The sequence below is a fragment of the Cupriavidus sp. USMAHM13 genome (assembly GCF_001854285.1).
GTDB classification, from domain to species: Bacteria; Pseudomonadota; Gammaproteobacteria; order Burkholderiales; family Burkholderiaceae; genus Cupriavidus; species Cupriavidus malaysiensis.
The window spans coordinates 2,703,330-2,723,762 of record NZ_CP017751.1 but is presented as its reverse complement, the minus strand read 5'-3'; the positions used below and the strand labels follow the sequence as shown (position 1 = coordinate 2,723,762).

General features: G+C 62.0%; 21 protein-coding genes and 4 pseudogenes. 16 read left to right on the top strand and 9 right to left on the bottom strand.

Annotated features, from left to right (window positions below; all coding sequences use genetic code 11):
• The gene (locus BKK81_RS11890) at window positions 1–480 is read right to left on the bottom strand and encodes a carboxymuconolactone decarboxylase family protein (protein WP_071013064.1); all 480 of its coding nucleotides are present in this window, start codon (window positions 478–480) and stop codon (window positions 1–3) included.
• Window positions 481–614: 134 nt separating this feature from the next.
• Window positions 615–1,367, bottom strand: coding sequence for an SDR family oxidoreductase (locus tag BKK81_RS11885; protein WP_071013061.1), 753 nt, complete (start codon window positions 1,365–1,367; stop codon window positions 615–617).
• Between the two features lie 220 nt (window positions 1,368–1,587).
• Here BKK81_RS11885 and pdxR point away from each other — a divergent pair, with 220 nt between their 5' ends.
• The 8 genes from pdxR (at window position 1,588) to BKK81_RS11845 (ending at window position 8,729) form a co-directional block, all read left to right on the top strand.
• A complete protein-coding gene (gene pdxR, locus BKK81_RS11880) occupies window positions 1,588–3,114 on the top strand; it encodes a MocR-like pyridoxine biosynthesis transcription factor PdxR (RefSeq protein ID WP_071013059.1) in 1,527 nt (508 codons plus the stop codon).
• Window positions 3,115–3,528: 414 nt separating this feature from the next.
• Window positions 3,529–4,872: a carotenoid oxygenase family protein gene (locus BKK81_RS11875; RefSeq protein WP_071013056.1), complete on the top strand. Its 1,344-nt coding sequence runs from the start codon at window positions 3,529–3,531 to the stop codon at window positions 4,870–4,872.
• Between the two features lie 222 nt (window positions 4,873–5,094).
• Window positions 5,095–5,664 (top strand): peroxiredoxin, encoded by a 570-nt coding sequence (locus BKK81_RS11870; protein ID WP_071013051.1) that lies wholly within the window; start codon window positions 5,095–5,097, stop codon window positions 5,662–5,664.
• A 210-nt stretch (window positions 5,665–5,874) separates the two neighbouring features.
• Window positions 5,875–6,306 carry a PaaI family thioesterase gene (locus BKK81_RS11865; RefSeq protein WP_071013049.1) on the top strand — a complete coding sequence of 144 codons (432 nt, stop codon included), beginning with the start codon at window positions 5,875–5,877 and terminating at the stop codon, window positions 6,304–6,306.
• A 211-nt stretch (window positions 6,307–6,517) separates the two neighbouring features.
• Window positions 6,518–6,949: a hypothetical protein gene (locus tag BKK81_RS11860; protein WP_231907913.1), complete on the top strand. Its 432-nt coding sequence runs from the start codon at window positions 6,518–6,520 to the stop codon at window positions 6,947–6,949.
• Between the two features lie 66 nt (window positions 6,950–7,015).
• Window positions 7,016–7,363, top strand: coding sequence for an MTH938/NDUFAF3 family protein (locus BKK81_RS11855; RefSeq protein ID WP_071013047.1), 348 nt, complete (start codon window positions 7,016–7,018; stop codon window positions 7,361–7,363).
• A 177-nt stretch (window positions 7,364–7,540) separates the two neighbouring features.
• Window positions 7,541–7,825: a DUF3303 domain-containing protein gene (locus BKK81_RS11850; RefSeq protein WP_071013045.1), complete on the top strand. Its 285-nt coding sequence runs from the start codon at window positions 7,541–7,543 to the stop codon at window positions 7,823–7,825.
• 241 nt (window positions 7,826–8,066) lie between these two features.
• A complete protein-coding gene (locus BKK81_RS11845; RefSeq protein WP_156811258.1) occupies window positions 8,067–8,729 on the top strand; it encodes a hypothetical protein in 663 nt (220 codons plus the stop codon).
• 49 nt (window positions 8,730–8,778) lie between these two features.
• Here the strand turns inward: BKK81_RS11845 and BKK81_RS11840 are convergent, their stop codons facing one another.
• Both BKK81_RS11840 and BKK81_RS36400 read right to left on the bottom strand, forming a co-directional pair.
• Window positions 8,779–9,531: a carbon-nitrogen hydrolase family protein gene (locus tag BKK81_RS11840; RefSeq protein WP_071013041.1), complete on the bottom strand. Its 753-nt coding sequence runs from the start codon at window positions 9,529–9,531 to the stop codon at window positions 8,779–8,781.
• Window positions 9,532–9,632: 101 nt separating this feature from the next.
• A pseudogene (locus BKK81_RS36400) lies at window positions 9,633–10,011 on the bottom strand (VOC family protein).
• Window positions 10,012–10,257: 246 nt separating this feature from the next.
• Between BKK81_RS36400 and BKK81_RS11835 the strand changes: the two are divergent.
• From BKK81_RS11835 to BKK81_RS11820, 5 genes are all read left to right on the top strand, one after another.
• Window positions 10,258–11,280 (top strand): M35 family metallo-endopeptidase, encoded by a 1,023-nt coding sequence (locus BKK81_RS11835; protein WP_071013040.1) that lies wholly within the window; start codon window positions 10,258–10,260, stop codon window positions 11,278–11,280.
• 80 nt (window positions 11,281–11,360) lie between these two features.
• Window positions 11,361–11,711 carry a hypothetical protein gene (locus BKK81_RS35390; RefSeq protein ID WP_156811254.1) on the top strand — a complete coding sequence of 117 codons (351 nt, stop codon included), beginning with the start codon at window positions 11,361–11,363 and terminating at the stop codon, window positions 11,709–11,711.
• A 576-nt stretch (window positions 11,712–12,287) separates the two neighbouring features.
• Window positions 12,288–12,533 carry a hypothetical protein gene (locus BKK81_RS11830; RefSeq protein WP_156811252.1) on the top strand — a complete coding sequence of 82 codons (246 nt, stop codon included), beginning with the start codon at window positions 12,288–12,290 and terminating at the stop codon, window positions 12,531–12,533.
• Window positions 12,534–12,545: 12 nt separating this feature from the next.
• Window positions 12,546–13,013, top strand: coding sequence for a MaoC family dehydratase (locus BKK81_RS11825; RefSeq protein WP_083384083.1), 468 nt, complete (start codon window positions 12,546–12,548; stop codon window positions 13,011–13,013).
• 613 nt (window positions 13,014–13,626) lie between these two features.
• Window positions 13,627–14,217: a DJ-1/PfpI family protein gene (locus BKK81_RS11820; protein ID WP_231907912.1), complete on the top strand. Its 591-nt coding sequence runs from the start codon at window positions 13,627–13,629 to the stop codon at window positions 14,215–14,217.
• Between the two features lie 288 nt (window positions 14,218–14,505).
• On the opposite strand, the gene BKK81_RS11815 is transcribed toward BKK81_RS11820, so the two are convergent.
• The 3 genes from BKK81_RS11815 to msuE all read right to left on the bottom strand — a co-directional run bounded on the left by BKK81_RS11815 (window position 14,506) and on the right by msuE (window position 17,337).
• Window positions 14,506–15,531 carry a methionine synthase gene (locus BKK81_RS11815; protein ID WP_071013036.1) on the bottom strand — a complete coding sequence of 342 codons (1,026 nt, stop codon included), beginning with the start codon at window positions 15,529–15,531 and terminating at the stop codon, window positions 14,506–14,508.
• A 195-nt stretch (window positions 15,532–15,726) separates the two neighbouring features.
• Window positions 15,727–16,710 (bottom strand): DUF1852 domain-containing protein, encoded by a 984-nt coding sequence (locus BKK81_RS11810; protein WP_071013034.1) that lies wholly within the window; start codon window positions 16,708–16,710, stop codon window positions 15,727–15,729.
• Between the two features lie 45 nt (window positions 16,711–16,755).
• The gene (gene msuE / locus BKK81_RS11805) at window positions 16,756–17,337 is read right to left on the bottom strand and encodes an FMN reductase (RefSeq protein WP_071013032.1); all 582 of its coding nucleotides are present in this window, start codon (window positions 17,335–17,337) and stop codon (window positions 16,756–16,758) included.
• A 108-nt stretch (window positions 17,338–17,445) separates the two neighbouring features.
• Between msuE and BKK81_RS11800 the strand changes: the two genes are divergently transcribed.
• Complete coding sequence (locus BKK81_RS11800) at window positions 17,446–18,369, top strand: LysR family transcriptional regulator (protein ID WP_071013030.1); 924 nt, start codon at window positions 17,446–17,448, stop codon at window positions 18,367–18,369.
• 91 nt (window positions 18,370–18,460) lie between these two features.
• Window positions 18,461–18,626 (top strand): annotated as a pseudogene (locus BKK81_RS36905) (epoxyqueuosine reductase QueH); the annotation flags it as partial.
• Between the two features lie 13 nt (window positions 18,627–18,639).
• Here the strand turns inward: BKK81_RS36905 and BKK81_RS37015 are convergent.
• Window positions 18,640–18,759, bottom strand: a pseudogene (locus tag BKK81_RS37015) (IS5/IS1182 family transposase); the annotation flags it as partial.
• Entirely contained in the window at window positions 18,722–19,861 is a 1,140-nt protein-coding gene (locus BKK81_RS34270) for an alpha-hydroxy-acid oxidizing protein (RefSeq protein WP_083384082.1), read from the bottom strand. The gene BKK81_RS34270 and the pseudogene BKK81_RS37015, both read right to left, overlap by 38 nt.
• Before the next feature lie 242 nt (window positions 19,862–20,103).
• Here BKK81_RS34270 and BKK81_RS34265 point away from each other — a divergent pair.
• A pseudogene (locus BKK81_RS34265) lies at window positions 20,104–20,431 on the top strand (DDE-type integrase/transposase/recombinase); the annotation flags it as partial.
• Window positions 20,432–20,433: the final 2 nt, after the last annotated feature.

Genomic DNA, 20,433 nt, shown 5'->3' with positions numbered 1-20,433 from the left:
TCACTCCAGGCCGGCCTTGTCGAGCCCGAACGCCTTGTCGGACGAGCCGGGCACCATGCGGAAGGCCACGTTCAGCCGGTTCCAGCTATTGATCGCGCCCACCAGGAAGGTGAGATCCGACAGCTCCTTCTCGGAGTACTCGGCACGCACGCTGTCGTAGACGTCGTCCGGCACGCCGTGGGCGGGAATACGGGTCAGCACCTCGGTCCATGCCAGCGCGGCGCGTTCACGGGGCGTGAACAGCGTCGACTCGCGCCAGATCGCCACGTGATGCAGGCGCAGTTCGCGCTCGCCGTGGATCCTCGCCATCTTGACGTGCATGTCGACGCAGAACGCGCAACCATTCAGCTGCGACGCGCGAAGCTCGACGAGTTCGCGGATGTGGGTCTCGATCGTCGTCTTCTGGAGCAGCGTGCCAAGCTCCACGAGCTTCTTCGACAGCTCAGGCGATTGCTGAAAATAGTTAAGGCGTGGCGTCATGATGTTCTCCTGGCAGAGGACAGGGGTTGGGTCTGGCGGCATATCGTGGCGATGTCCCGCTGAACGAAAGGAGGGATGAAACGAGCGGTGAAACGATGGGCTTCGCAGGGCAGCAAGCCGCAATCAAGCCGCAATCAAGCCGCTTTAGCTTGAGCGAGCCACTGATCGAGACTGACGCGGCCGATGCGCGCGTCGCCGAGCGGCACAAGTGACAGTTCCTCGACCAGCCCGCCGTAGTACCGCGCATTGCGGTCCGTGACGACGGGGCGTGCGTCGCCGACCGATTTCAGATAACGCGCGATGATCTCGGCGAAGGGCGCCCGATCCGGGCCAGCGATGTCAACGGTGCCGTTCAGCGGCGCGGAGAGCACGACCTGCGCGAGGATCGCCACGATGTCGTCCGCGGCGATGGGCTGAAACTGTCCGTCGCCGACGCGCACGGTGCCGCTGTCGGTACTGAAGTCCGCAATGCCGCCGATGAATTCCATGAACTGCGTGGCGCGTACGATCGTGTACGGCACGCCGGCGGCTTCGATTGCCTCTTCCTGCGCGACCTTGGCGGCGAAGTACGCGTTCTCAGGCATGCGATCGGTGCCGACGATCGACAGCGCGACGTGATGGCGCACGCCCGCGGCCACCTCGGTCTTGCCCAGGTTGCGCGCCGAGGTGCGGAAGAAGTCGAGGACCGCTTGAGGTTCCCACGATGGCGCGTTCGTCACATCCACGACGGCGTCCGCGCCGATGAGCGCATTGCTCAGACCTTCGCCCGTCACGCTGTTGACGCCGGTACGGGGAGAGGCGGCGAGCGCCTGGTGGCCTGCTTCGCTGAGCAGGGTGACCAGACGTGAGCCGATCAGGCCCGAACCACCGATTACGACGACCTTCATGGCAGGTTCTCCAGAGGGATAAAGAAACACGAGGAACACGAGGAACGTGAGGAACGCGTGGAATGCGCGATGGCTGGGGCGCTGCGCAAAGGCATCGTTCTCGCCGCCGCATCGCCCAGGGGCAGTATGTAACAATCATGACCTATCAATAAGGGTCAAGAATGATCGATATGACTAGGCCAAGTTGCTCTGGCTCCTCCTCCTTGTCCGCGAGGCTGGCATGAGCACCCGTACTCCCGCGTTGGCCATCGAGATCGACCGCGGGAAGCCGTTGCCGATCTATCTGCAGATCTGCGAGCGTTTCAAGACCGCGATCGCGGCAGGCCTCCTGCGTCCGGGTGACCGCGTGCCCGCGCTGCGCGGCCTCGCCACGCAATTGAGCACGGCGCGAGGCACGGTCGAACTGGCCTATACGATCCTTGTCGACGAGGGCTACCTGGAGATGCGCGGCGCTGCCGGCACGTTCGTTTCGCCTTCGCTATCGGCGTCAGTGATGCCTTCCGCGGATGGAAAGGGTCGCCAGGGCTCGCGCGGCCGGCCGGCTGCCCAAGGAGCGGGCACGGCGAAGACGCCGGACGCGTCACATGGCCGGCCGATGCCGCGCCAGGTGGCGATCACCGTTGCCATGAGCGGCGAGCCGCGGCCGTTGCAGCCAGGGCTGCCAGCACTGGACGCATTCCCGCGCAAGATATGGAGCCGCCTGGTCTCGCGTCGTGTGCGCAGCGGCGAACGCACGATGCTCGCCTACCCGGATCCGATGGGCTACCGGCCGCTGCGTGAACGCATTGCCACCTATCTCGGTCTGTCGCGCGGTGTCACGTGCCTGCCCGATCAGGTCTTCATTACCGGTGGCTACCGCGCGACGCTTGAACTCGTGCTGCGCAGTCTCGCTCAGCCGAACGACCGCATGTGGTTCGAGGATCCCGGCTATCTGCTCGCGCGCAACTTTCTGGCCGAGACCGGCGTGCAGTTCGTGCCCGTGCCGGTGGACGATGAAGGGATCGACGTCGAGCGCGGCATGCAACTGGACCCGGGGGCGCGCTTCGCACTGGTCACGCCATCGCATCAAAGCCCGCTCGGACACATGCTGTCGCTCACCAGGCGCCTGGCGCTGCTGGATTGGGCGGAGAAGGCTTCGCGCTGGATCATCGAGGATGACTACGACAGTGAGTTCCGCTATGTGGGCAGGCCCTTGCCGGCGTTGAAAAGCCTTGATCGGCAAGATCGCGTGATCTATTGCGGCACGTTCAGCAAGGCGATGTTCCCCGGCCTGAGGCTCGCGTATGCCGTGGTGCCGGAGCGTGCGGTCGAGCGCGTCGGGCGGGTGGCGTGCAGCATGAATGCCGGCTCGCCGGCGGTATGGCAGGCTGCCGTGGCCGATTTCATGGAGCAGGGGCATTTTGCCCGGCATGTGAAGCGGATGCGTGCGCTGTACGGTCAGCGGCGCATGCTGATTGCGCACGCGTTGGAACAGGCCTTCGGCGAGCGGCTGAGCGTCGAACTGCCACCCGGCGGAATCCAGTTCGCGGTGCGGTTCACCGAAGGCCCCGACGGCCCGGTCGACGATGTCGCCGTTGCCGCGCGGGCCCGCGAGGCGGGGCTGGCCGTGTTGCCGCTGTCGATCTGGTACGCGAATGGCCGTATGCGGCGCACGCCGCGTGGCCTCGTGATCGGCTTCGCGAACATCGCCGATGCCAAGGAAGCGGCCCGTCTCGCTCGAACGTTGCGCTCATGCCTGGATGGCTGAGGCGCGGGGCAGACCCCGAATCCCGATTTCACGGAGCACTGCATGCCTCCGCTGCATCGGCGTGACGCTCTCCTGATTTTATCCGGGTAATATTGACAATTATTTTACCCGGATATAAATTGGCGGCTTCACAGTAGGGATGCCCGCCATGATTCCTCTTCCCACAACTCTTCCCATACCTTCAGTCCACATCGCACGCGTGTGCACGTATCCCTTCGTGCCCGCAATGGCCGGTGGCCTACGACGCGGCTTCGAGGAGGCGGCGCGCGCGTTGCTCGCAGACGATCGTGCGAATTGCGGCGAACCGATTGCCAGCCGGGCCGTCCGACGTCCGCGCCCCTGCCTTCGCGCCCGGCTTCGGCACCGCGCCGTGAGCCGCGCCGTGAGCCGCGCTGTCACCCACGGGGAACGCCGATGACGACCTTCGACCTGAACGCCGGCGCCGTCGCGCCGGTTGCGCATGAAATGGAGCTCACCGCGCTGCGCGTGACGGGAACGGTGCCGGACGATCTCGATGGCGTGCTGGTGCGCAACGGCCCCAACCCGCTGTCGGGGCGATTCGAGGGCGACGGTGTGCTGTCGTGGTGGCCGGAGGCCGCGATGCTGCACGGGATCGCATTCGAGCGTGGCCGAGTGGGCGGCTACCGTAACCGCTGGCTGCGCACGCAACGATGGGCGCGCGCGCATGCGCCGGAAAGTATGTCGACGTGGCCGGATACCAATCCGAACGTCAACGTGATCCGGCACGCCGGCGAAACCCTCGCGCTGGCCGAAGGCGGCGCGCCGCTGGCGATCACCTCGACGCTCGACACGCTCGGGCCGGCGCGTCGGCATCCGGGCATCGCGACGGGCATGACCGCGCACCCGAAGATCGATCCGCGCACTGGTGAACTGGTGACGTTCCGCGGCGACTGGAAGGCGCCGTTCCTGCGCTATGGCGTGTCCGACGCGAGGGGGGAACCGACCGTGGACGTCGAGATCGCGCTGCCGGCCCCGTCGATGATGCACGACATCGCGATCACCGAGACGTACAGCATCCTGCTCGATCTGAACGTCGGCTATGACTTCGCCATGCTCGCGCGCGGACACCGGATGCCGTTGCGCTGGCATCACGAACGCGGCTCACGGCTGGGTGTGATCCCGCGTCACGGCGGCGAGGTGCGATGGTTCGAGATCGCGCCGTGTTTCATCCAGCATGTCGTCAATGCCTATGACGCGGACGAAACGACGATCGTGCTCGATGCCGTCCGCTATCCGTGGTTCCTGCGGCTCACGGCAGACGGCGGTGCGTTCGAGGACAACCCGGTCGGGGTGCTGTGGCGGTATCGGATCGACCTGAAGTCGGGGACGGTCGAGGAAACGCAGGTCGGCGAAGACGGGATCGAGCTGCCGCGGATCAACGAGCAGTGGACCGGCCGGCCGTATCGGTATGGCTATGCCGCCGAGCAGCCGACCCCGGTCGAACTGCGCGGGATCGTGCGGTACGACTGGCACCGCGGCACGCTCGAACGGTATGCGGTGCCGCCGGGGGATCAGAACAGTGAGCCGGTGTTCGTGCCGCGGCGGACAGCGACGGCGGAAGATGACGGATGGTTGCTGTGTTGCGTGTACCGACGCGCGACCGATACCAGCGACGTGATTGTGCTGAATGCGTGCGATCTTGCTGCCGGACCGGTTGCGACCGTGCATCTGCCGACACGGATTCCGGCCGGGTTCCATGGTGCGTGGTTGGCGAATCAAGGTCGAAGCGTTGCTTGAACGTCGGGCGCGCGTGACGCTCGGGTGCTGGCTCGGCGGCTCGCGCATGCGAGGAAGACTCTGCCGTTCGGGGCCGCCACCCGCCAGGGCACGGCGCTGCCCCCACCGCATGCCAAAGCGCCCCCCACCAATGGGTGGCCGGTAGCGCGTGCAATACCAGCAGCGAACGCATCCGATTGCTGTACGCTGTGCGTTCCTGAGGAGAGGAGGAGAAGAGGAGCAATGGTGAGCCATGTCTTTTCTGTCGATTGGTCGACGCTGCCCGCACCCACTGACGACGGCGCGGCCCGACACCTGCCGGGAAAACCGCTGCCGCACGTGGCACTGACCTCCACCGACGGGGATGTGGTCGATCTCTCCCGCTTGAGCGGCCGTACGGTCCTCTACGCATTTCCGCGCATGCACCGTCCCGACCAGCCCATCACCGATGGATGGTTCACGATTCCTGGCGCGCCTGGTTGCACGCCTCAGTCTTGCGCGTTTCGTGATCACGCGAAGGAACTGGCAGCTGCGGGGGCGGCACACATCTTTGGCTTGTCAACGCAAGACACCGCGGACCAGTGTGAAGGGGCGAAGCGCCTGCATTTGCCCTTTCCCTTGCTGTCCGATCACGAGCGAGCCTTCACGAACGCGCTGTCCCTTCCCACCTTCGAAGCGGGCGGCAGGGTGCTGCTCAAGCGTCTTACCTTGATCATCCGGCAGGGCGTGATCGAACATGTGTTCTACCCCGTCTTTCCGCCGGACCAGAACGCCGAAGACGTCCTCAACTGGCTGCAGCAACAACGCAACTGACGCGTTGGAATCCATTGGCCGATCCCGCTTCCGTGCATTGCAGAGAGTGGATCCGCGCGGCGGAGCAGGGCGTATCTCAGCGATCGGGACCGGCCACCAGTTGATCTGCCGGCAACCGCCGCGACAGCGCGCGATATCCCGATCGCCGCGAAAGCTGGCCGAGAAGGCCATTAGTATGATTGACCACCCTACCTGCCATCGAGGTGACCAATGGAAATTACTCCCCCCGCTACGTTGGAAGAATGGAATGCATCTGGTGCGGAATACCTGCCCGGTCTTCTTGGCATGACCTTTACCAAAGTGGAGCCAGATGAGGTAGTGGCAACGCTTGAGGTGCGCCGTGCCTTGGGCGCCTGGAATGGCTACCTGCATGCGGGAACGGTCGTGTCGCTCGCGGACACATGCTGCGGCTACGGAACCGTGCGCAGCCTGCCGGCGGGCGCCAGCGGATTCACCACCGTGGAACTCAAGAGCAATATGCTGGGAACGGCCCGCGAAGGCCTCGTGATCTGCACCGCGCGCCCCATCCACAAAGGACGCACCACCCAGGTCTGGGATGCCGAGGTCCGTCGCGGTAGCGACAATGCCCTGATCGCCAGCTTCCGCAACACGCAACTGATCCTCTGGCCCAAAGAGAAGTAAGCGGGGCAGCCCTGCAGCCATCGCCATCGCCTTGTCGGCCGGCGTGGTGCGCTTGGCGCTGGCCATGACCGCTGCCGATCGTCACGTCTCGCTTGCCTTCGACGGCGCGATCGATGCGATACCAGCCGCGCCTGGTCCGTCCGGTCGACCGCGAACCCACCCTGGCAAGCTCCACACCGATCAGGGCGGATGTCTCCGGGGATGACGCCGCATGGCGCCGTCGGTATCGGCGCACGCGCGGCATCCGTCCACGCAGCGCCGGTCAACGCGCCAAATTGACGCGCCGGAAGATCCGGTGCAAGCTTTCATCATCTTCCGCCCCGCACCGGAGCCCGCCATGACCTCCCCAGCCTTCCGAGCGTTCAAGGCAAACCTGGCGATGTTGCTGCGCGACATGCCGATCGGGACCACCGCCGATTTCTCCGACGTGGCCGTTGCCTACTGGAATGGCACACAGGTGGCCGGCGCCTATTTGCGCGACGGCGGGCGGCTGGATGAGGACTTCGAGTTCGACGAGAACGCGTGGGAGAGCTGGCAAGACGAACTGGCCGGCTGGCAGGCCAACCCGACCTTCACCGAACGCGAGGAACTGAAGGCCCGCCTGCAGCACGCCGCCGAGCGCGCCGGGAAGCGCGCTGCATAACGCGCTGCATAACGCGCTGCATAACGCGTTGCATCAGGCGCTGCACAACGCGCCGCGGAGCCCCCCATGCGGTTGGAATCCTTCTCCTTCGGCACCATCCGTATCGACGGCGTCACATACGACCACGACGTCATCATCGACCACGGCAAGGTCCGCAAACGCAGGAAGGGCCCCTCCAAGCCATTCCGCGAAGCGTTCGGCCACACGCCGCTATCGATCCAGGAAGACATCCCCTGGAACTGCAGCAAGCTCGTGGTCGGCACCGGAGCCGGCGCCTTGCCGGTAATGGACGAGGTGAAGCGCGAGGCCAAAAGGCGCCATGTCGAGCTGGTCATCCAGCCGACCGCCGACGCCATCGAGACGCTCCAGGCCAACCCCAAAGGCGCCAACGCGATCCTGCATCTCACCTGCTAGCGCCGCCAGCCGTGCGCGCCGGGAGACAGGCGTCGGGCGGCGCGCATTCCGGGTATCCCGGCAGGTCACACCCCCATCCCGCCACGTGCGGAGTCGCGTTCGATCGCATCCGCATGGTGCGCCGGAACGTATAGTGAAGCAGGAGGAGGGGAGGCCCCACTCTCAGGAGATGCCGCCATGAAATTCATGATGACCTTCCATTGGGCTCCGGATACGGAGCAGCGCGCCGAAGCCATCGAGCGCTTCCTGCGAACCGGCGGGGTGCCGCCGGAGGGCGTCCGGCTGCTGGGCAGATGGACCAGCGCCGATCTCGGGTCGGGCTTCGGTCTGCTCGAAACCGACGATGCGGCCAAGCTCACCGCGTTCGCCTATCAGTGGAGCGACCTGATGGAACTGGAGATCATGCCGGTCCTGGAAGACGCCGAGCTGGCCGCCGTCCTCGGGCGGGTCGCCAGGACGTAGGGCGGGCAACCGAGCAGGCGCTTGCTGCGTAGCAACACGGCGCAGAAGCGGGCGACATGACGGACGCGGACTGGGTTGGAGCATGGCAGCAAGCGTGATGTCGGGAGTCGAGGCGGATCGATACGCTTCACGCAAATTCGCACTACATCCAGGCAAGAAACGTCCGTAAAAAGGATTCGATACCTAGAAGCTCCACCAGCGAAATCTGGAGCCAACAAACAAGAACCGGCGACGCCTGACCATGCTCACTTCCATCTCTTCCCTTGGCAACGGGGAACTGCCCTATTCCAACGCACCGAAATCCTCAGGGCAGACACAGCCCGCTTCCACTGAGACTGCGCCTTCTCTCGATGCACTGCTGAAGCGCAACGAAGAAACCCGTGCCGCGTTGAGCCGGCTGAGCCAGGATGCCTCCGCCAGCGAAAAGGCTTATGCCAGGAAGCGCCTGGAGCAACTGGAAGAGATGATGCGCCGCCTGTACATGCTCGGGTTTCCGCCGAAAGTCCTTGCCGAGATGGCGAAGGAATTGAAAGGCATTGTGAGTCAATACACGGGGGCAGGAGACCAGCAGGCTCCGGCGGTATCCCAAAGCGAGGCTTCAGGATTCACGCTGTCCGGTGGAGCGAGCGCGGGCGGCGCAGATCCCAGCACCAGCGGTGGCGGGCTATCCGACACCAACCTGACCACAAGCCAAATGTCCGTGGATACCTCGACGCTCGGCGCTAACAGCCACGCCAATGCCTACCTGGAGATCGCAAGAACAACCTCCGCCAGTAGTGATGCCGTTAGCGATGCTGATTTCATGGCCCGCGCCAAAGCCCTGGCAGAGCGACTCAAGGCCATGCTTAAGCAGCACGGCACGGAAACTTCATCGCAGACGATTGAAGTGCCGGCGCAGACGTGACCGCCCAGCCAATGCGCGCGGCAACGATGCCGGCGGGGGAAACGGCCGACTAAGCTGCCAAAGGCACCACCTGGCCCTTCCACTGGCCCGATTCACGCGTGGCAATCACCAGGCGTTCCCCCAGGCCAGGCGCGGCGGCTATCAACTCACCGCCCGCGGCCCAGATTGCGCTGCGTCCCGCGCACGCCCAGCCGCCAGTCATGGCACCGTGGTTGGCAAGCAGGACGGCCATCTCGTGGTCTACAGCGTAGCTCCGCAGTCTTTTGCTCTCCGCCGGATACGACTTTGTCGAGATGACAGAACCCACGGCATACACGTCTGCGTTCGACTCCGCAGCACGGGCGGCATGCGCCGGCTGGAGGGAATCCGCACAAACAGCGAGCGCGACCGAGGCGTCCCCGACCGTCAGGGGGAGACCACCGTCACCAGCGGTGAAGGCAACCTCTTCGCCAGCATGGAGATACTGCTTGGTGTAGACGCCAACAGAGCCGTCGGGCCGAAGCACCAGGGCAGCAATGAAAACACTGTCATCGTCGGCAGACCGCAGCGGCGCACCGACCACAGCCGTCATGCCGCTGCGGCGTGCCTGTTCGCGGAGCGGGATCAACGAGTGATCATCCGGCCGAATCGCCAGCTCCCGCGCCATCGCCATTTCATATCCCGTCAGCGATAGCTCCGGAAACACAAGAAGCTGGGCGCCATGGTTCTCCGCCACCTGCATGGCGCTCAGATGGCGCGAGACGTTGGCGGGGATATTGCCAGCGAGGGAAATCGACTGAGCTGCGGCGATGGTCAAGGACATGGCCAGGAGTGTGTTGGGCTTTGTGGGCATGCAAAGCGCAGGGGGTGTAGAGGGATGAGTCTCTCACATGTCGCCTTGACCAGCCGGTGCTGCAGGATGCACTACGTCAGAGCCGCAGGTCCGTGGCAAACCACCTCGGTGTTGTACCGGTCCGGACCGAGAACGAACGCTGCATAGTGGTGCGCGGGATAGTGGGGCGTAGGCCGGGCGCGCCATGGTCCTGGGCACCGCTTCCAGGGCCGCGCGCAAGAACGCCTCGGCATGCTGGCGACGCTCAGCCTGGAACGCCAGATGAAGATGCGCCGGCTTTTCCTCGGTCTGGAACCGGCAAAGGGAAGCCTTGCTCTTCGGGCTAAGCTCGACGCCGCATGCCGGCGCCCCCTCCAAGGCAAGCGCTGCACCGAGCGGTTCAAGAGCCTTGAGGAATAACGCCTTGCTTGCTGCGTAATCGCTGACTCCGAATTTGAGGTGGCCAAACATGAGTGCTCCTGAAGTGCGGGGGGGGGCTGCGCGAGGATCCTAACGCTTGCATCTGGGGAGCTTTCACAAGCGGCCTTCGCCGGCTCGGCATGATTTTCCGACGATTCCCAAACTTAGCCGAATGCGATCGCAGTAAAAGGACAGGATTGCTCTTGCGACAAGCAGCTCGCTGCGATGCGGAATCCCGTATCGGCCAGCCGCCTTCGGCTTTCTCATCCCAATCCCAGGCAAGGAGAGGAGTCAAGCATGACGGACTTGCGGTACGCGTTGACACACGGCGACAAATCAAGCACCGGCGGCGCGCTGTATGCCACCTGTGCTGACTACACGATCGATGGCAAAAGCGCCGGCGTGGAAGGTGACTTCGCCACATGCCCGGCCTGCAAGTCCGGCGGGCCGGTTTTCAACGAGGCCAATCCGATTGCCGCCTTCAATGGCAAGCACGTCCTCGTAGCCGGTGCGCGAGTGCATTGCCGCTGCGCCACGCGGCCCACCATGTCGTCTTCGCAAACATTGGCGGAGTTCGAGGTGTTTTCCGTCGCCGCCTGGCTGTCACCCGCGGAATCGCTTTCGAGCAACGTGGCTCCCGCCGCATCCAACAAGCTCATCGAAGACATGCAGGATCGGCTCTATGCCGAAGACGACAGCCTGATCTGCCCCAACATGAGCAATGCGGAGTTCCACGCCACGATGATGCGGTTGCGTGATAAAGCGGTCGGCTTGATGGGGGATCGGCTGGGCGAGTTGGAGCGGTGGAGCGAGGCGGATCGGGACAAGGTCGTGCTGTGGTTTGGCGAGGCGTCTCACGAAACCCGCAAGACATTGCGCGACGGCCTGACGCGGATGCGCGAGATCATGCGTGGCCTGCGTGAGTCGAACTTTGAGCGGCACTCGGAGGAGGGGTTGCGGCGGGTGGGGTGTGTGCCGCGGGCGAAGGGTGGAGAGTTGCCGGCTGCGGCGAGCGTTTGTAAGCCAGATGGTAGCTATACGATCTTTATCGGAACCATCTTCTGCCGCTTGGAAGATGAGCGGGTTGATGCGAAGACGCGCATGCCGATCGAGAGGGATAGCAAGCTGAGCACGTTGATTCATGAGGTTTCTCACTTCCCGCAGGCGATGGATTCGGAAGACCCACACTATTCTTTCCGAAGAGCGCGAGAAGCAGCGCAGCGACGCGACGCGTTTTGCATCGCCAATGCCGACAGCATTGCCGCCTATGTAGTGAATGTCCCAAACTGGGACTACAAGAAGCCGTTGTGGAGACCATAATGCGTCGATTGCTAGTACTCTTGCTCTTCTTTGCATCAACGAGTGCATTTTCGTGTAAGCCGCCTTATTTGGAGTATGAAATGCAGTTTGATTCCAAGAGGGCGGCACTATCAAGCGAAGAGATTAGACGCTTGATCGCGTGGCGAGAAAAGACTCGCCGCGCATTGCCTGGTGGATTTGAGGCTGTTGTAGAACTGTGGGAGAACAACGCGGCAGGGATCACTCCCTCACTTGCGCGGCGCCGGGCTAATTTCCTAGAAGGGTTGCTGAAGAACCTAGGTGTTCCGGCGGCTGATATAGAGCCTGCTGCGATCCGTCAGAGTGCAAGAGAAGTCAATAGCGACTATGACGAGCGATTTCTCAATACCGGAGCCATTCTGCTCAATCCCCGTTGCCCGCACATCTGCTGTGATGCAGGGGATATCAGGTAGTGGTGACCGTCGCATTTGTACTGACTCTCAATTCATGATGCATAGAGTCGCCGTGATTCTATTCCTCTGGCTGGGGCTCAGCGCGCGCCTGCAAGCTGCCATACATTGACCACGACCTAGTGTTCGAGAGAGGCATCAAAGATGCCGATTAGGGAATCTACGGTATTGGTCATAAAGACAAAGATTTTTGTGCGCGATGTGCGAAATCTAAAATAGGCGCGATCCGCAAATGGGCGGTGGGCTCCCTGGTAATTCGCCGCCTTCGATGTCGATCTGTGCCGATGTTCGATACTGCTCGCAATCGCGATTCAAGTGCGAAGTGCAACACTTCCCCATTGGTGCCTCACGCTCAGCACGGGAAAACGCCGACTACCCTATCCAGCGAGGCTGCCATCCGACAATACATTTGAATGCAATTGAATTGTATGGAACAATTCGTTGGCCATACCGCCGCGACAGCTGCGGACAAGGCAGCATGGCCCTGGGCGCAGCGTATTGGCGCCGACGACGCATATGCCGATGTCCCGAGTCCGCGCATTCTTGTGCCAATACTGCCGCGAGGGCCGATCGATGATCTTGCCGGTGTTCGACGACGCTAACGCTGCCGACGTCCGTCAATTGTTCGGGGCGCCTGCGCTCCAGTCGAGCGAGCACAGCAGATGGGATGGGCTAACTTTCGAGCTGCGCAGCGGCGAGACTGCCTTTTCGCCGGTTGAGCACGTCGTCGAGAACCCCTGCTTTATGGTCAAGCTCGATCCCGGCACGCGCGCAGAGCGCCGCCTGGACGGCATCTGGCACAGCCCGGACGGCCTGCTCAGGTAGGGGAGAGCAACGATGCTGGTTTCAGACTACATTCTCGATGAGGTTGCCATGCAATTCGGAAACGCTGTGATTGCCCCAGGGCATACGTTTCACCGCGATCTGTTGGTGACGCGCGAAGACATTGCCAAGTTCGCCGGGCTCTGCGAAGACTTCAATCCTCTGCACCACGATGAGGACTATGCCAGGACGACCCGGTTCGGCTCGATCATTGCAGCCGGCCCGCACATCATGAGCCTGTTCACCTCGATGGTGGCGACGCACTTTTCTGAGATCACGCCAATGGTCGGCGTCGATTTCTCCTTCTCCTTCCTGTCCGCCATCCGCGCCGGTGACACGCTGCGCATGCACTGGACCGTATCGGCTCTGACGCCGAGCGAGAAGATGAAAGGCACCCTAGCGCAACTGGAAGGCGAAGTCCGCAATGCCAAAGGCATTGCCATCAAGGGGAAGGGGCTGGTCCTGTTGATGGACAAACTCTGAGCGCCGCCGGCGCAGGAGTCCGCTGCGGCCGGGGCGAAGCGCTCGGTGGTGGACGCCCACCGCCAAGCTACCGCTCGCCACGCCGGTCCGCAACGGCGAAGCGTCGCAAGCTGGCGCTACCTGGTGGTGGCAGTGGATACCACCACCTTGCCGTGCGCCGCCTGAAGTCAAGGCCTTGCACCGTCGGGCAGGGTATCCACTGCTTGCAGGGCAAACTCCTCGATGACCCCCATTCCTCCTGCCCCTCTTCGACAATCTCCAGGCCATCGCCGGGAAACCTGGAATAAGTCAGTGCAAGAGACTCGCGTCTATCGCAGATGCATGTGCCGGTATTGATGACGATCGGGCCTTCTGGCTCAACTCGTAGACCAGCCTGAACGGCCCGGCCTGGTAGCTTGCGTCGTGAAGGGCATCGTGATCCCCTTCTGGCCAGGACTTGCAGCCTTATCGATGGCGCAATTTGGTCTCGTGCCATTGCCATCCACATCGCCAGCCGCCAGAACGTTCTTCTCAAAGATCGGTACGAAATGAAGGAAATCCCTCCACAGGAACCAACACTACTGACAGAAAATGACAGTAGTGTCTATTACGATTTAAGGCTTTGTGGGAAACCATGAAGAAGGACACTTCAATGACTCGTGCCATTACTATTCTCGCCGAAGATTTCTCCGATTGGGAAACCGCCCTGATCAATTCCACTGGTCGTGCCTATTACGGCTTCGATACACGCTTTGCCACCCCCAATGGCGCCGCAGTTACCTCCTCCGGAGGCATGATCGTCACCCCGCACTTGGCGCTCGAAAGCATCCTGCTCGATGAGCTTGACCTGCTAGTCGTATGTGGAGGTACTATCTGGAAAACAGATATGGCCCCAGATATCGCAGCGCTTGTTGCCGCTGCCCATGAAAGAAACATCGTCGTCGCTGGCATTTGCGATGGTACCCGTGTGCTGGCGCAAGCGGGCGTGCTCGACAACCTCCGCCATACTTCCAATTCGGCGAAAAACCTGTCGGAACTGAACTATCGCGGAGCCTCTCACTATCAGGATGTTCCTTATGCAATTGCCGATCAGCGCGTCGTCACAGCTCCCGGCTCCGCCCCGGTCAGCTTCATGGCCGAAATCTTGCGCACCTTGGGTATAAGTGACGAGAACCTCAAAGCCTACCTCGCGATGCACGCGGCCGAGCACCGCAAGCCTGCCTGATGACCGTCATTAGGATTGGTTCAGTGAAATCAATGAGTTGAAATCAGATTTGTGGGGCGATCATGCCACGCGAAACCCTGTTCGATCGGTATCGAAGACTCGGAATGCCGGAAGCCTGGGCCCAAATCGTGATGGGCCACTTACTGCCACATAGCAGCCATACCTAACGCTCGACGGTCTTTGAGATGTCAAGCAAGCTTGGAAAAGCCGGGCGATTCAGCAGGCGTGTATTGTGTCGCGCCACCGACGGCGCGACTTGGATGACTGGTCGCGATGACCGCGTGGACGTCACGCCGTGGTGAGCCGCTCCTTGGCCAGCCTCGTGCCTTCTGCCAGCGCTTCCAGCTTGCGCCACGCCACGTCCCGCGCCATCGGCGCCAGGCCGCAGTTCGTGCACGGGAACAGCCGCTCCTTCGGCACGAACTCCAGCGCCCGGCCGATGGTGTCAGCCACTTCCTCGGGGGTCTCTACCACGTCGCTGGCCACATCGATCACGCCGACCAGCACGTCCTTGCCGGCCAGCAACTTCATCAGGTCGGGCGGCACATGGGAGTGGATGCATTCCAGGCTCACCTGGTCGATGCGGCTGCGGGCAAGCGCGGGGAATACCGCCTCGTACTGGCGCCATTCGTCGCCCAGGGTGCTCTTCCAGTCGGTATTGGCCTTGATGCCGTAGCCGTAGCAGATGTGCACCGCGGTCGTACAGGTCAAGCCCTGCGCCGCGCGTTCGAGTGCCTGCACGCCCCAGTCAGCGGCGTCCTTCATGTAGACATTGAACGCGGGTTCGTCGAACTGGATAATGTCCACGCCATCGGCCTGCAGCGCGAGCGCTTCCTGGTTGAGCAATTCCGCAAACGCGAAGGCCATCTTGACCTTGTCGCCGTAGAAGCGGTCTGCCACGGTGTCGACAATGGTCATGGGGCCGGGCAGCGTGAACTTCAGCTTCTTCTTCGTGTGCGCGCGCGCCAGCTGTGCTTCGAACGCATGCACGCGGCCCTTCAGGCGCAGGGCCGAAACCACCTGCGGCACCATGGCGTCGTAGCGGTTGTCGCGGATGCCCATCTTCACCTTGTGCTCGAAGTCGATGCCCTCGACCTGCTCAAGGAAGCCGTGCACGAAGTGCTGGCGCGATTGCTCGCCGTCGCACACGATGTCCAGGCCTGCGTCTTCCTGGGCCTTGATCCACAGCAGGGTCGCGTCGGCCTTGGCCTGGAGCAGTGCATCGCCTTCAGCCCTCCACTGAGGCCAGAGTTTGTTGGTTTCAGCCAGCCAGGCTGGCTTCGGCAGGCTGCCGGCGATGGAGGTTTCAAACATCTGAGGATTCCTTTCAAGAAAGATGGGTGTGGCAAACGTACTTCGGGACCGTTCTGCCAGAGCAGCCACGGGATGGTGTGTGATGTGAGGCAGGACGGCAGGCAGCGCCGATGCGAGTGCCGCCAGGCAGCCATATTCGCTCCGGCGCGCTGGGCCGACGAGATGCCGGAAGAATGGCCTATGTATGCTGGCCGCTCAGAGCGCGAAATCGGCAGCCCATCGTTCAAGGACGCTCTTGTATGGTTTGATGAAGTGCTCCTCGGCAAATTTCCCCTGCTTGACAGCCAGCTGGCTGCGTTCTTCCCGGTCATAGACAATCTGCGTCAACGAGTAATCCTGGTTCTTCAGGCTCGGTTGATAGAGATTCCCTGCTGCAGAATTGGCGTTGTAGATTTCGGGGCGATAGATCTTCTGAAAGGTCTCCATGGTGCTGATGGTGCCGATCAACTCGAGATTCGTGTAGTCGCCCAGCAGGTCGCCGTGAAAGTAGAACGCCAATGGTGCAACGCCATTCGGGGGCATGAAAAACCGAACCTGCATCCCCATTTTTGCGAAGTACTGGTCGGTTGAGGACAGTTCATTCTGTTGGTACTCAACACCCAGTACGGGGTGCCAGTTCCCGCTGCGCCGATAGGTCTTGCTGGTCGATGCGCTGATGCAGATGACAGGCGGCTTGCTGAAGCGCTCCTTGTACGCGCTCGAGTTGGCAAATTGCTGGAACAGCTTTCCATGCAAGTCGCCAAAGTTGTCTGGCGTGCTGAATTCCGCGCGCTGGGCGTTGTACTCCGGAAGCAAGACGCTGAAGTCGTAATCGCGCACGTAGGAGGAAAAGTTGTTCCCCGCGATACCGTCGATGCGCTTGTTCGCAGTCTTGTCGAGAATGCTGGTTTTCAGGATCTCGATCAGCGGGAATGCATTGCTGCGGCTATCGGTATCAATATTCATCTCGACAGAGATGATCTCGAGTTCGACAGCGTAGCGGTCTCCCGTCGGATTGTCCCAATGCGCCAACTCATTGAAGCGATTGTCAATCATCCTCAGCGTGTTGCGCAGGTTCTGTTGCCGACTCCTTCCTCGAGCCAGGTTGGCAAAGTTGGTGGTGATGCGCGTGCTGTCCGATGGGCGATAGTTCTCATCGAAACAAATGCCCTTGAGGCGAAAGGTAAGTTCTTGGTTCATTGTGATCTCATGACCTAATCTCTGAGAGAAAAGCCGATTCCTGTTTCAGGCCACAACCACTTCATCGGCCAGAGAGGGCCTGGCGTGGTGCGTCAATTTGACCAACGGCAATGCCCGTTGGACCGCCAGTCTTGCCCGCTCGATCAGGGCCTCGTCCCGCAGGCGGTAATCCACGAAATCCTTGTCGGTCGCGTAAACGCCCAACGGCAATGTGCGTGCTTGGAAGAAGCTGAACAGCGGCCGCAACTGGTGGTCGATCACCAGGGCATGACGTTCGCTGCCGCCGGTGGCTGCCAACAGAACGGGTTTGTCGATCAAGGCGTCCTGGTGAATGAAGTCGAAGAAATGCTTGAACAGTCCCGTGTAAGAGCCGCGGTAAACCGGTGTTGCCACCACCAGGACGTCCGCTTGCTCGACCGCTGCAAGTTCCCGCTCCACCGTATCGGGCAGCTGGGAACGCCAGACCGCGCCGGCAAGCTGCGGTGCGAGGTGGCCCAGTTCGACCAGGCGTTGCTGGCACGGGATTTCGTCGGCGATCAGATCCAGCAGGTGCTCTGACAGGGCTGCAGCCTTGGAGGGGCGTTGCAGTCCGCCGGAAACCGCTACGACTCGAAGTGGACGTGTCATTTTTGCCTTCAGATGGCTGCAGTCGAACAATGGGAACGCATGGTATGGATGTGTGTCGATGAAGTAAAATGGTTTTATTTCACCAATCCATGAATGGGAATCATGTGAATGCTTGAGCGCATCCATCTCAGCATCGTTCAGCAGGTCGAGAAGCAAGGGTCGTTGACGGCCGCCGCCGGCGTACTGAACCTGACCCAGTCGGCCCTGAGCCACAGCATGAAGAAACTAGAACAGCAACTGGGCGCCGACATCTGGCTGCGCGAAGGCCGAAGCCTGCGCCTGACGCAGGCCGGCCAATACCTGCTGGCGGTGGCGAACCGGGTGCTGCCGCAACTGGACCTGGCAGAAGAGCGCCTGGGCCAATTCGCGCAGGGCGAGCGCGGTGCGCTGCGCATCGGCATGGAATGCCATCCCTGCTACCAATGGCTGCTCAAAGTGGTTTCCCCCTATCTGGCCGCATGGCCCGACGTGGATGTGGACGTCAAGCAGAAATTCCAGTTCGGCGGGATCGGTGCGCTGTTCGGCTACGAGATCGACCTGCTGGTCACGCCCGACCCGCTGTTCAAGCCGGGGCTGAAGTTCGAACCCGTATTCGACTACGAGCAGGTGCTTGTCGTGGCCAAGGACCATGCCCTGGCTTCGGCGGCCTATGTGAAACCCCAGCAGCTGACCCGGGAAGTGCTCATCAGCTACCCCGTGGACATCGAGCGCCTGGACATATACAGCCAGTTCCTGTTGCCGGCCGGCGTGACGCCCAGGCGCCACAAAGCCATCGAAACCACCGACATCATGCTGCAGATGGTGGCCAGCGGCCGCGGCGTGGCTGCCCTGCCGCGCTGGCTGGTCGACGAATACGCGGCCAAGATGGACGTGGTGCCTGTGCGGCTGGGCGCGCGCGGTATCGCCAAGCAGATCTTCCTGGGCGCACGCGAAGCGGACACCGCCATTGACTACGTGCGGGCCTTCATTGAACTGGCCCGCCAGCCCGCAATTGCCACCAGCACTGCCATGGCCCAGGGAGCCAAGGGCTGAACACCGCCGTCGAGCGCAAAACGCCTCCGCTGCCCGGCGGCCACGGCAAGGTGCTGCTGCATTCGGGCTGCGCACCCTGCGCAGTCAGGTGGTCACCAGTTCCTTGGGCATTTCGCGCTGGAAGAACATGCAGCAGCAGATCAACGACTGCGGCGTGCGTGCGGCGGCCAAGTCCCCCCGGCCTGATGTACTGGGAATACAACCGGCGCAAGGGTGGCGGCTCCGCGCGGATGCTGGAGATCAGCAAGCGCGAGAACTCCTAGCAGCACAGCTGCCGTAAGCGCCATCACCCCCGATGGTGTCGATCGGTGTATCCGCCGGGATCTGGACGTCAGCCCTCCCGGCCCAGGATTTATGCCACAACGCTGCCTTGAGGCCACAGGTATGTGATGTCTACTTGTGCGACATCAGAGCACCCGATCTGCGCCAGTGTACGATCGATTTCGTCTCGAAAAATCTCAAGTACGGCGTCGACGCCTTCAGGGCCTTTTGCCGCGAGGCCATATAGTGTGGCACGCCCCAGCAGAACGGCTGAAGCCCCCATTGCGACAGCTTTGACCACATCTGAACCTCGGCGGATGCCGCTATCAATCAAGACTGGGATGTCCACCGCGGAGCGCGTGGAGGGTAGTGCTTGGAACGGAGCGATGGCACTATCGAGTTGTCTGCCGCCATGATTTGACAGAATCACTCCGTCAATCCCCATCGACTGACATCGCTTTGCATCATCCGGCCGGCTAAGGCCTTTGACCAGCAACTTGTGGGGCCACAGTTCTCGCAGTCGTGCCAGATCATCCCAGGAGAAGCTCGCATCCATCTGCCGTGTCATGAGGGCGGCTTGAATTTCCGGATCATTCATTGCGGATGATGCGAGATTGCCGAATTGTGGAACGCCGTTGCGAAGGAAGTTGAAGGACCAGTGCGGGTGCATGAGTCCGTCAATGAGTGTGCGGGCTGTGTAGCGCACGGGTACACCAAAGTTGTTCTTCAGGTCCCTTTCCCGCTTCCCGTTGACGCCAACGTCGACCGTGAGCACAAGTGTGCTGTACCCAGCGGCGAGGGCACGTTTGATAAGCATCTCGGCGAGTTTTCTGTGCACGATGTAGAGCTGAAACCAGAGATCGCCGCCAGCTGCGTCAGCCACCTCTTCAATAGAGGAATTTGATGCGGTGGAGAGGATGAAAGGTATGCCGAATCGCTCGGCCGCTTTCGCCAGAACGATGTCGCCCTTTGGCCACAGAATGCCGTTGATACCGGTGGGGGCGATCAGAAGCGGTGCACGCAACCGCTTGCCAAGCAGCGACGCTTCCATCGAACGCTTGCTGGTGTCCGTTAGGCGCTTAGGTTGGAAGCGGACTTTTTCGAAGACATCCCGATTATGCCGAAGACCACTTTCCCCTTCGGCGCCGCCCTCCATGTAATCGAACACCATTTTCGGCAGACGAGCTTGAGCAAGTCTCCGGAAATCTTCTACGTTGACGAGTGAGCCCATCTTGGCTTCCTGGCTTGGTTGTTAATTGGGGATGCTCAGAACTTGTCTCTGCCTGGCGGGAAGACGGAGCAACGTTGATCGCGTACGAAGATGAATCGATGGAAATCGCTTCGCGGCATGGCGCGCATCGCTCGGTGTTCCTGTTGATATTGACGTCTCGGGTATCTCACTGCCGAGGGCGGGGAGATCTTCCGGGGCCTTTGTCGTTGTCGAAACGCATCTGCCGCATCTGCCGCATCGACGCACGGCGCAAGCCAGGCAGCACCAGGCATCTCGACACGATGTTCATGACGCTGCGTGGCGAGCCCTGCCTGCGATGGCGTGCGGTCGACGAGCATGGCGCCCGAACTCGGCATCCTGTTGCAGAAGCGCCGCGATAAGGCTGCGGCCAAACGCTTCTTCCTGCGCGTGCTGCCTTCCTGTCCGGCGCCGCGCAAGATCGCCACCGGCCGGCCGCGCAGCCACCTGGCAGCAAAGGCAGACATCGCCGGCCCACTCGTGAACGTGAGCGGCGCATGCGTGGATTCCGCGTGCCCGAAGCGCACGCGTGCCTTGCTGTCGGGCTTCGGTCA

Excerpts from the sequence above, each read along its gene's own strand:
- BKK81_RS11890 (WP_071013064.1), bottom strand. The coding sequence starts at position 480 with ATGACGCCACGCCTTAACTATTTTCAGCAATCGCCTGAGCTGTCGAAG.
- BKK81_RS34270 (WP_083384082.1), bottom strand. The coding sequence starts at position 19,861 with ATGGGCTCACTCGTCAACGTAGAAGATTTCCGGAGACTTGCTCAAGCT.
- BKK81_RS11845 (WP_156811258.1), top strand. The coding sequence starts at position 8,067 with ATGCTCACTTCCATCTCTTCCCTTGGCAACGGGGAACTGCCCTATTCC.
- BKK81_RS11855 (WP_071013047.1), top strand. The coding sequence starts at position 7,016 with ATGCGGTTGGAATCCTTCTCCTTCGGCACCATCCGTATCGACGGCGTC.
- BKK81_RS11865 (WP_071013049.1), top strand. The coding sequence starts at position 5,875 with ATGGAAATTACTCCCCCCGCTACGTTGGAAGAATGGAATGCATCTGGT.
- BKK81_RS11850 (WP_071013045.1), top strand. The coding sequence starts at position 7,541 with ATGAAATTCATGATGACCTTCCATTGGGCTCCGGATACGGAGCAGCGC.
- BKK81_RS11860 (WP_231907913.1), top strand. The coding sequence starts at position 6,518 with ATGGCGCCGTCGGTATCGGCGCACGCGCGGCATCCGTCCACGCAGCGC.
- BKK81_RS11875 (WP_071013056.1), top strand. The coding sequence starts at position 3,529 with ATGACGACCTTCGACCTGAACGCCGGCGCCGTCGCGCCGGTTGCGCAT.
- BKK81_RS11840 (WP_071013041.1), bottom strand. The coding sequence starts at position 9,531 with ATGTCCTTGACCATCGCCGCAGCTCAGTCGATTTCCCTCGCTGGCAAT.
- BKK81_RS11810 (WP_071013034.1), bottom strand. The coding sequence starts at position 16,710 with ATGAACCAAGAACTTACCTTTCGCCTCAAGGGCATTTGTTTCGATGAG.
- BKK81_RS11800 (WP_071013030.1), top strand. The coding sequence starts at position 17,446 with ATGCTTGAGCGCATCCATCTCAGCATCGTTCAGCAGGTCGAGAAGCAA.
- msuE (WP_071013032.1), bottom strand. The coding sequence starts at position 17,337 with ATGACACGTCCACTTCGAGTCGTAGCGGTTTCCGGCGGACTGCAACGC.
- BKK81_RS11815 (WP_071013036.1), bottom strand. The coding sequence starts at position 15,531 with ATGTTTGAAACCTCCATCGCCGGCAGCCTGCCGAAGCCAGCCTGGCTG.
- BKK81_RS11820 (WP_231907912.1), top strand. The coding sequence starts at position 13,627 with ATGAAGAAGGACACTTCAATGACTCGTGCCATTACTATTCTCGCCGAA.
- BKK81_RS11825 (WP_083384083.1), top strand. The coding sequence starts at position 12,546 with ATGCTGGTTTCAGACTACATTCTCGATGAGGTTGCCATGCAATTCGGA.
- BKK81_RS11835 (WP_071013040.1), top strand. The coding sequence starts at position 10,258 with ATGACGGACTTGCGGTACGCGTTGACACACGGCGACAAATCAAGCACC.
- BKK81_RS35390 (WP_156811254.1), top strand. The coding sequence starts at position 11,361 with ATGCAGTTTGATTCCAAGAGGGCGGCACTATCAAGCGAAGAGATTAGA.
- BKK81_RS11885 (WP_071013061.1), bottom strand. The coding sequence starts at position 1,367 with ATGAAGGTCGTCGTAATCGGTGGTTCGGGCCTGATCGGCTCACGTCTG.
- BKK81_RS11870 (WP_071013051.1), top strand. The coding sequence starts at position 5,095 with ATGGTGAGCCATGTCTTTTCTGTCGATTGGTCGACGCTGCCCGCACCC.
- pdxR (WP_071013059.1), top strand. The coding sequence starts at position 1,588 with ATGAGCACCCGTACTCCCGCGTTGGCCATCGAGATCGACCGCGGGAAG.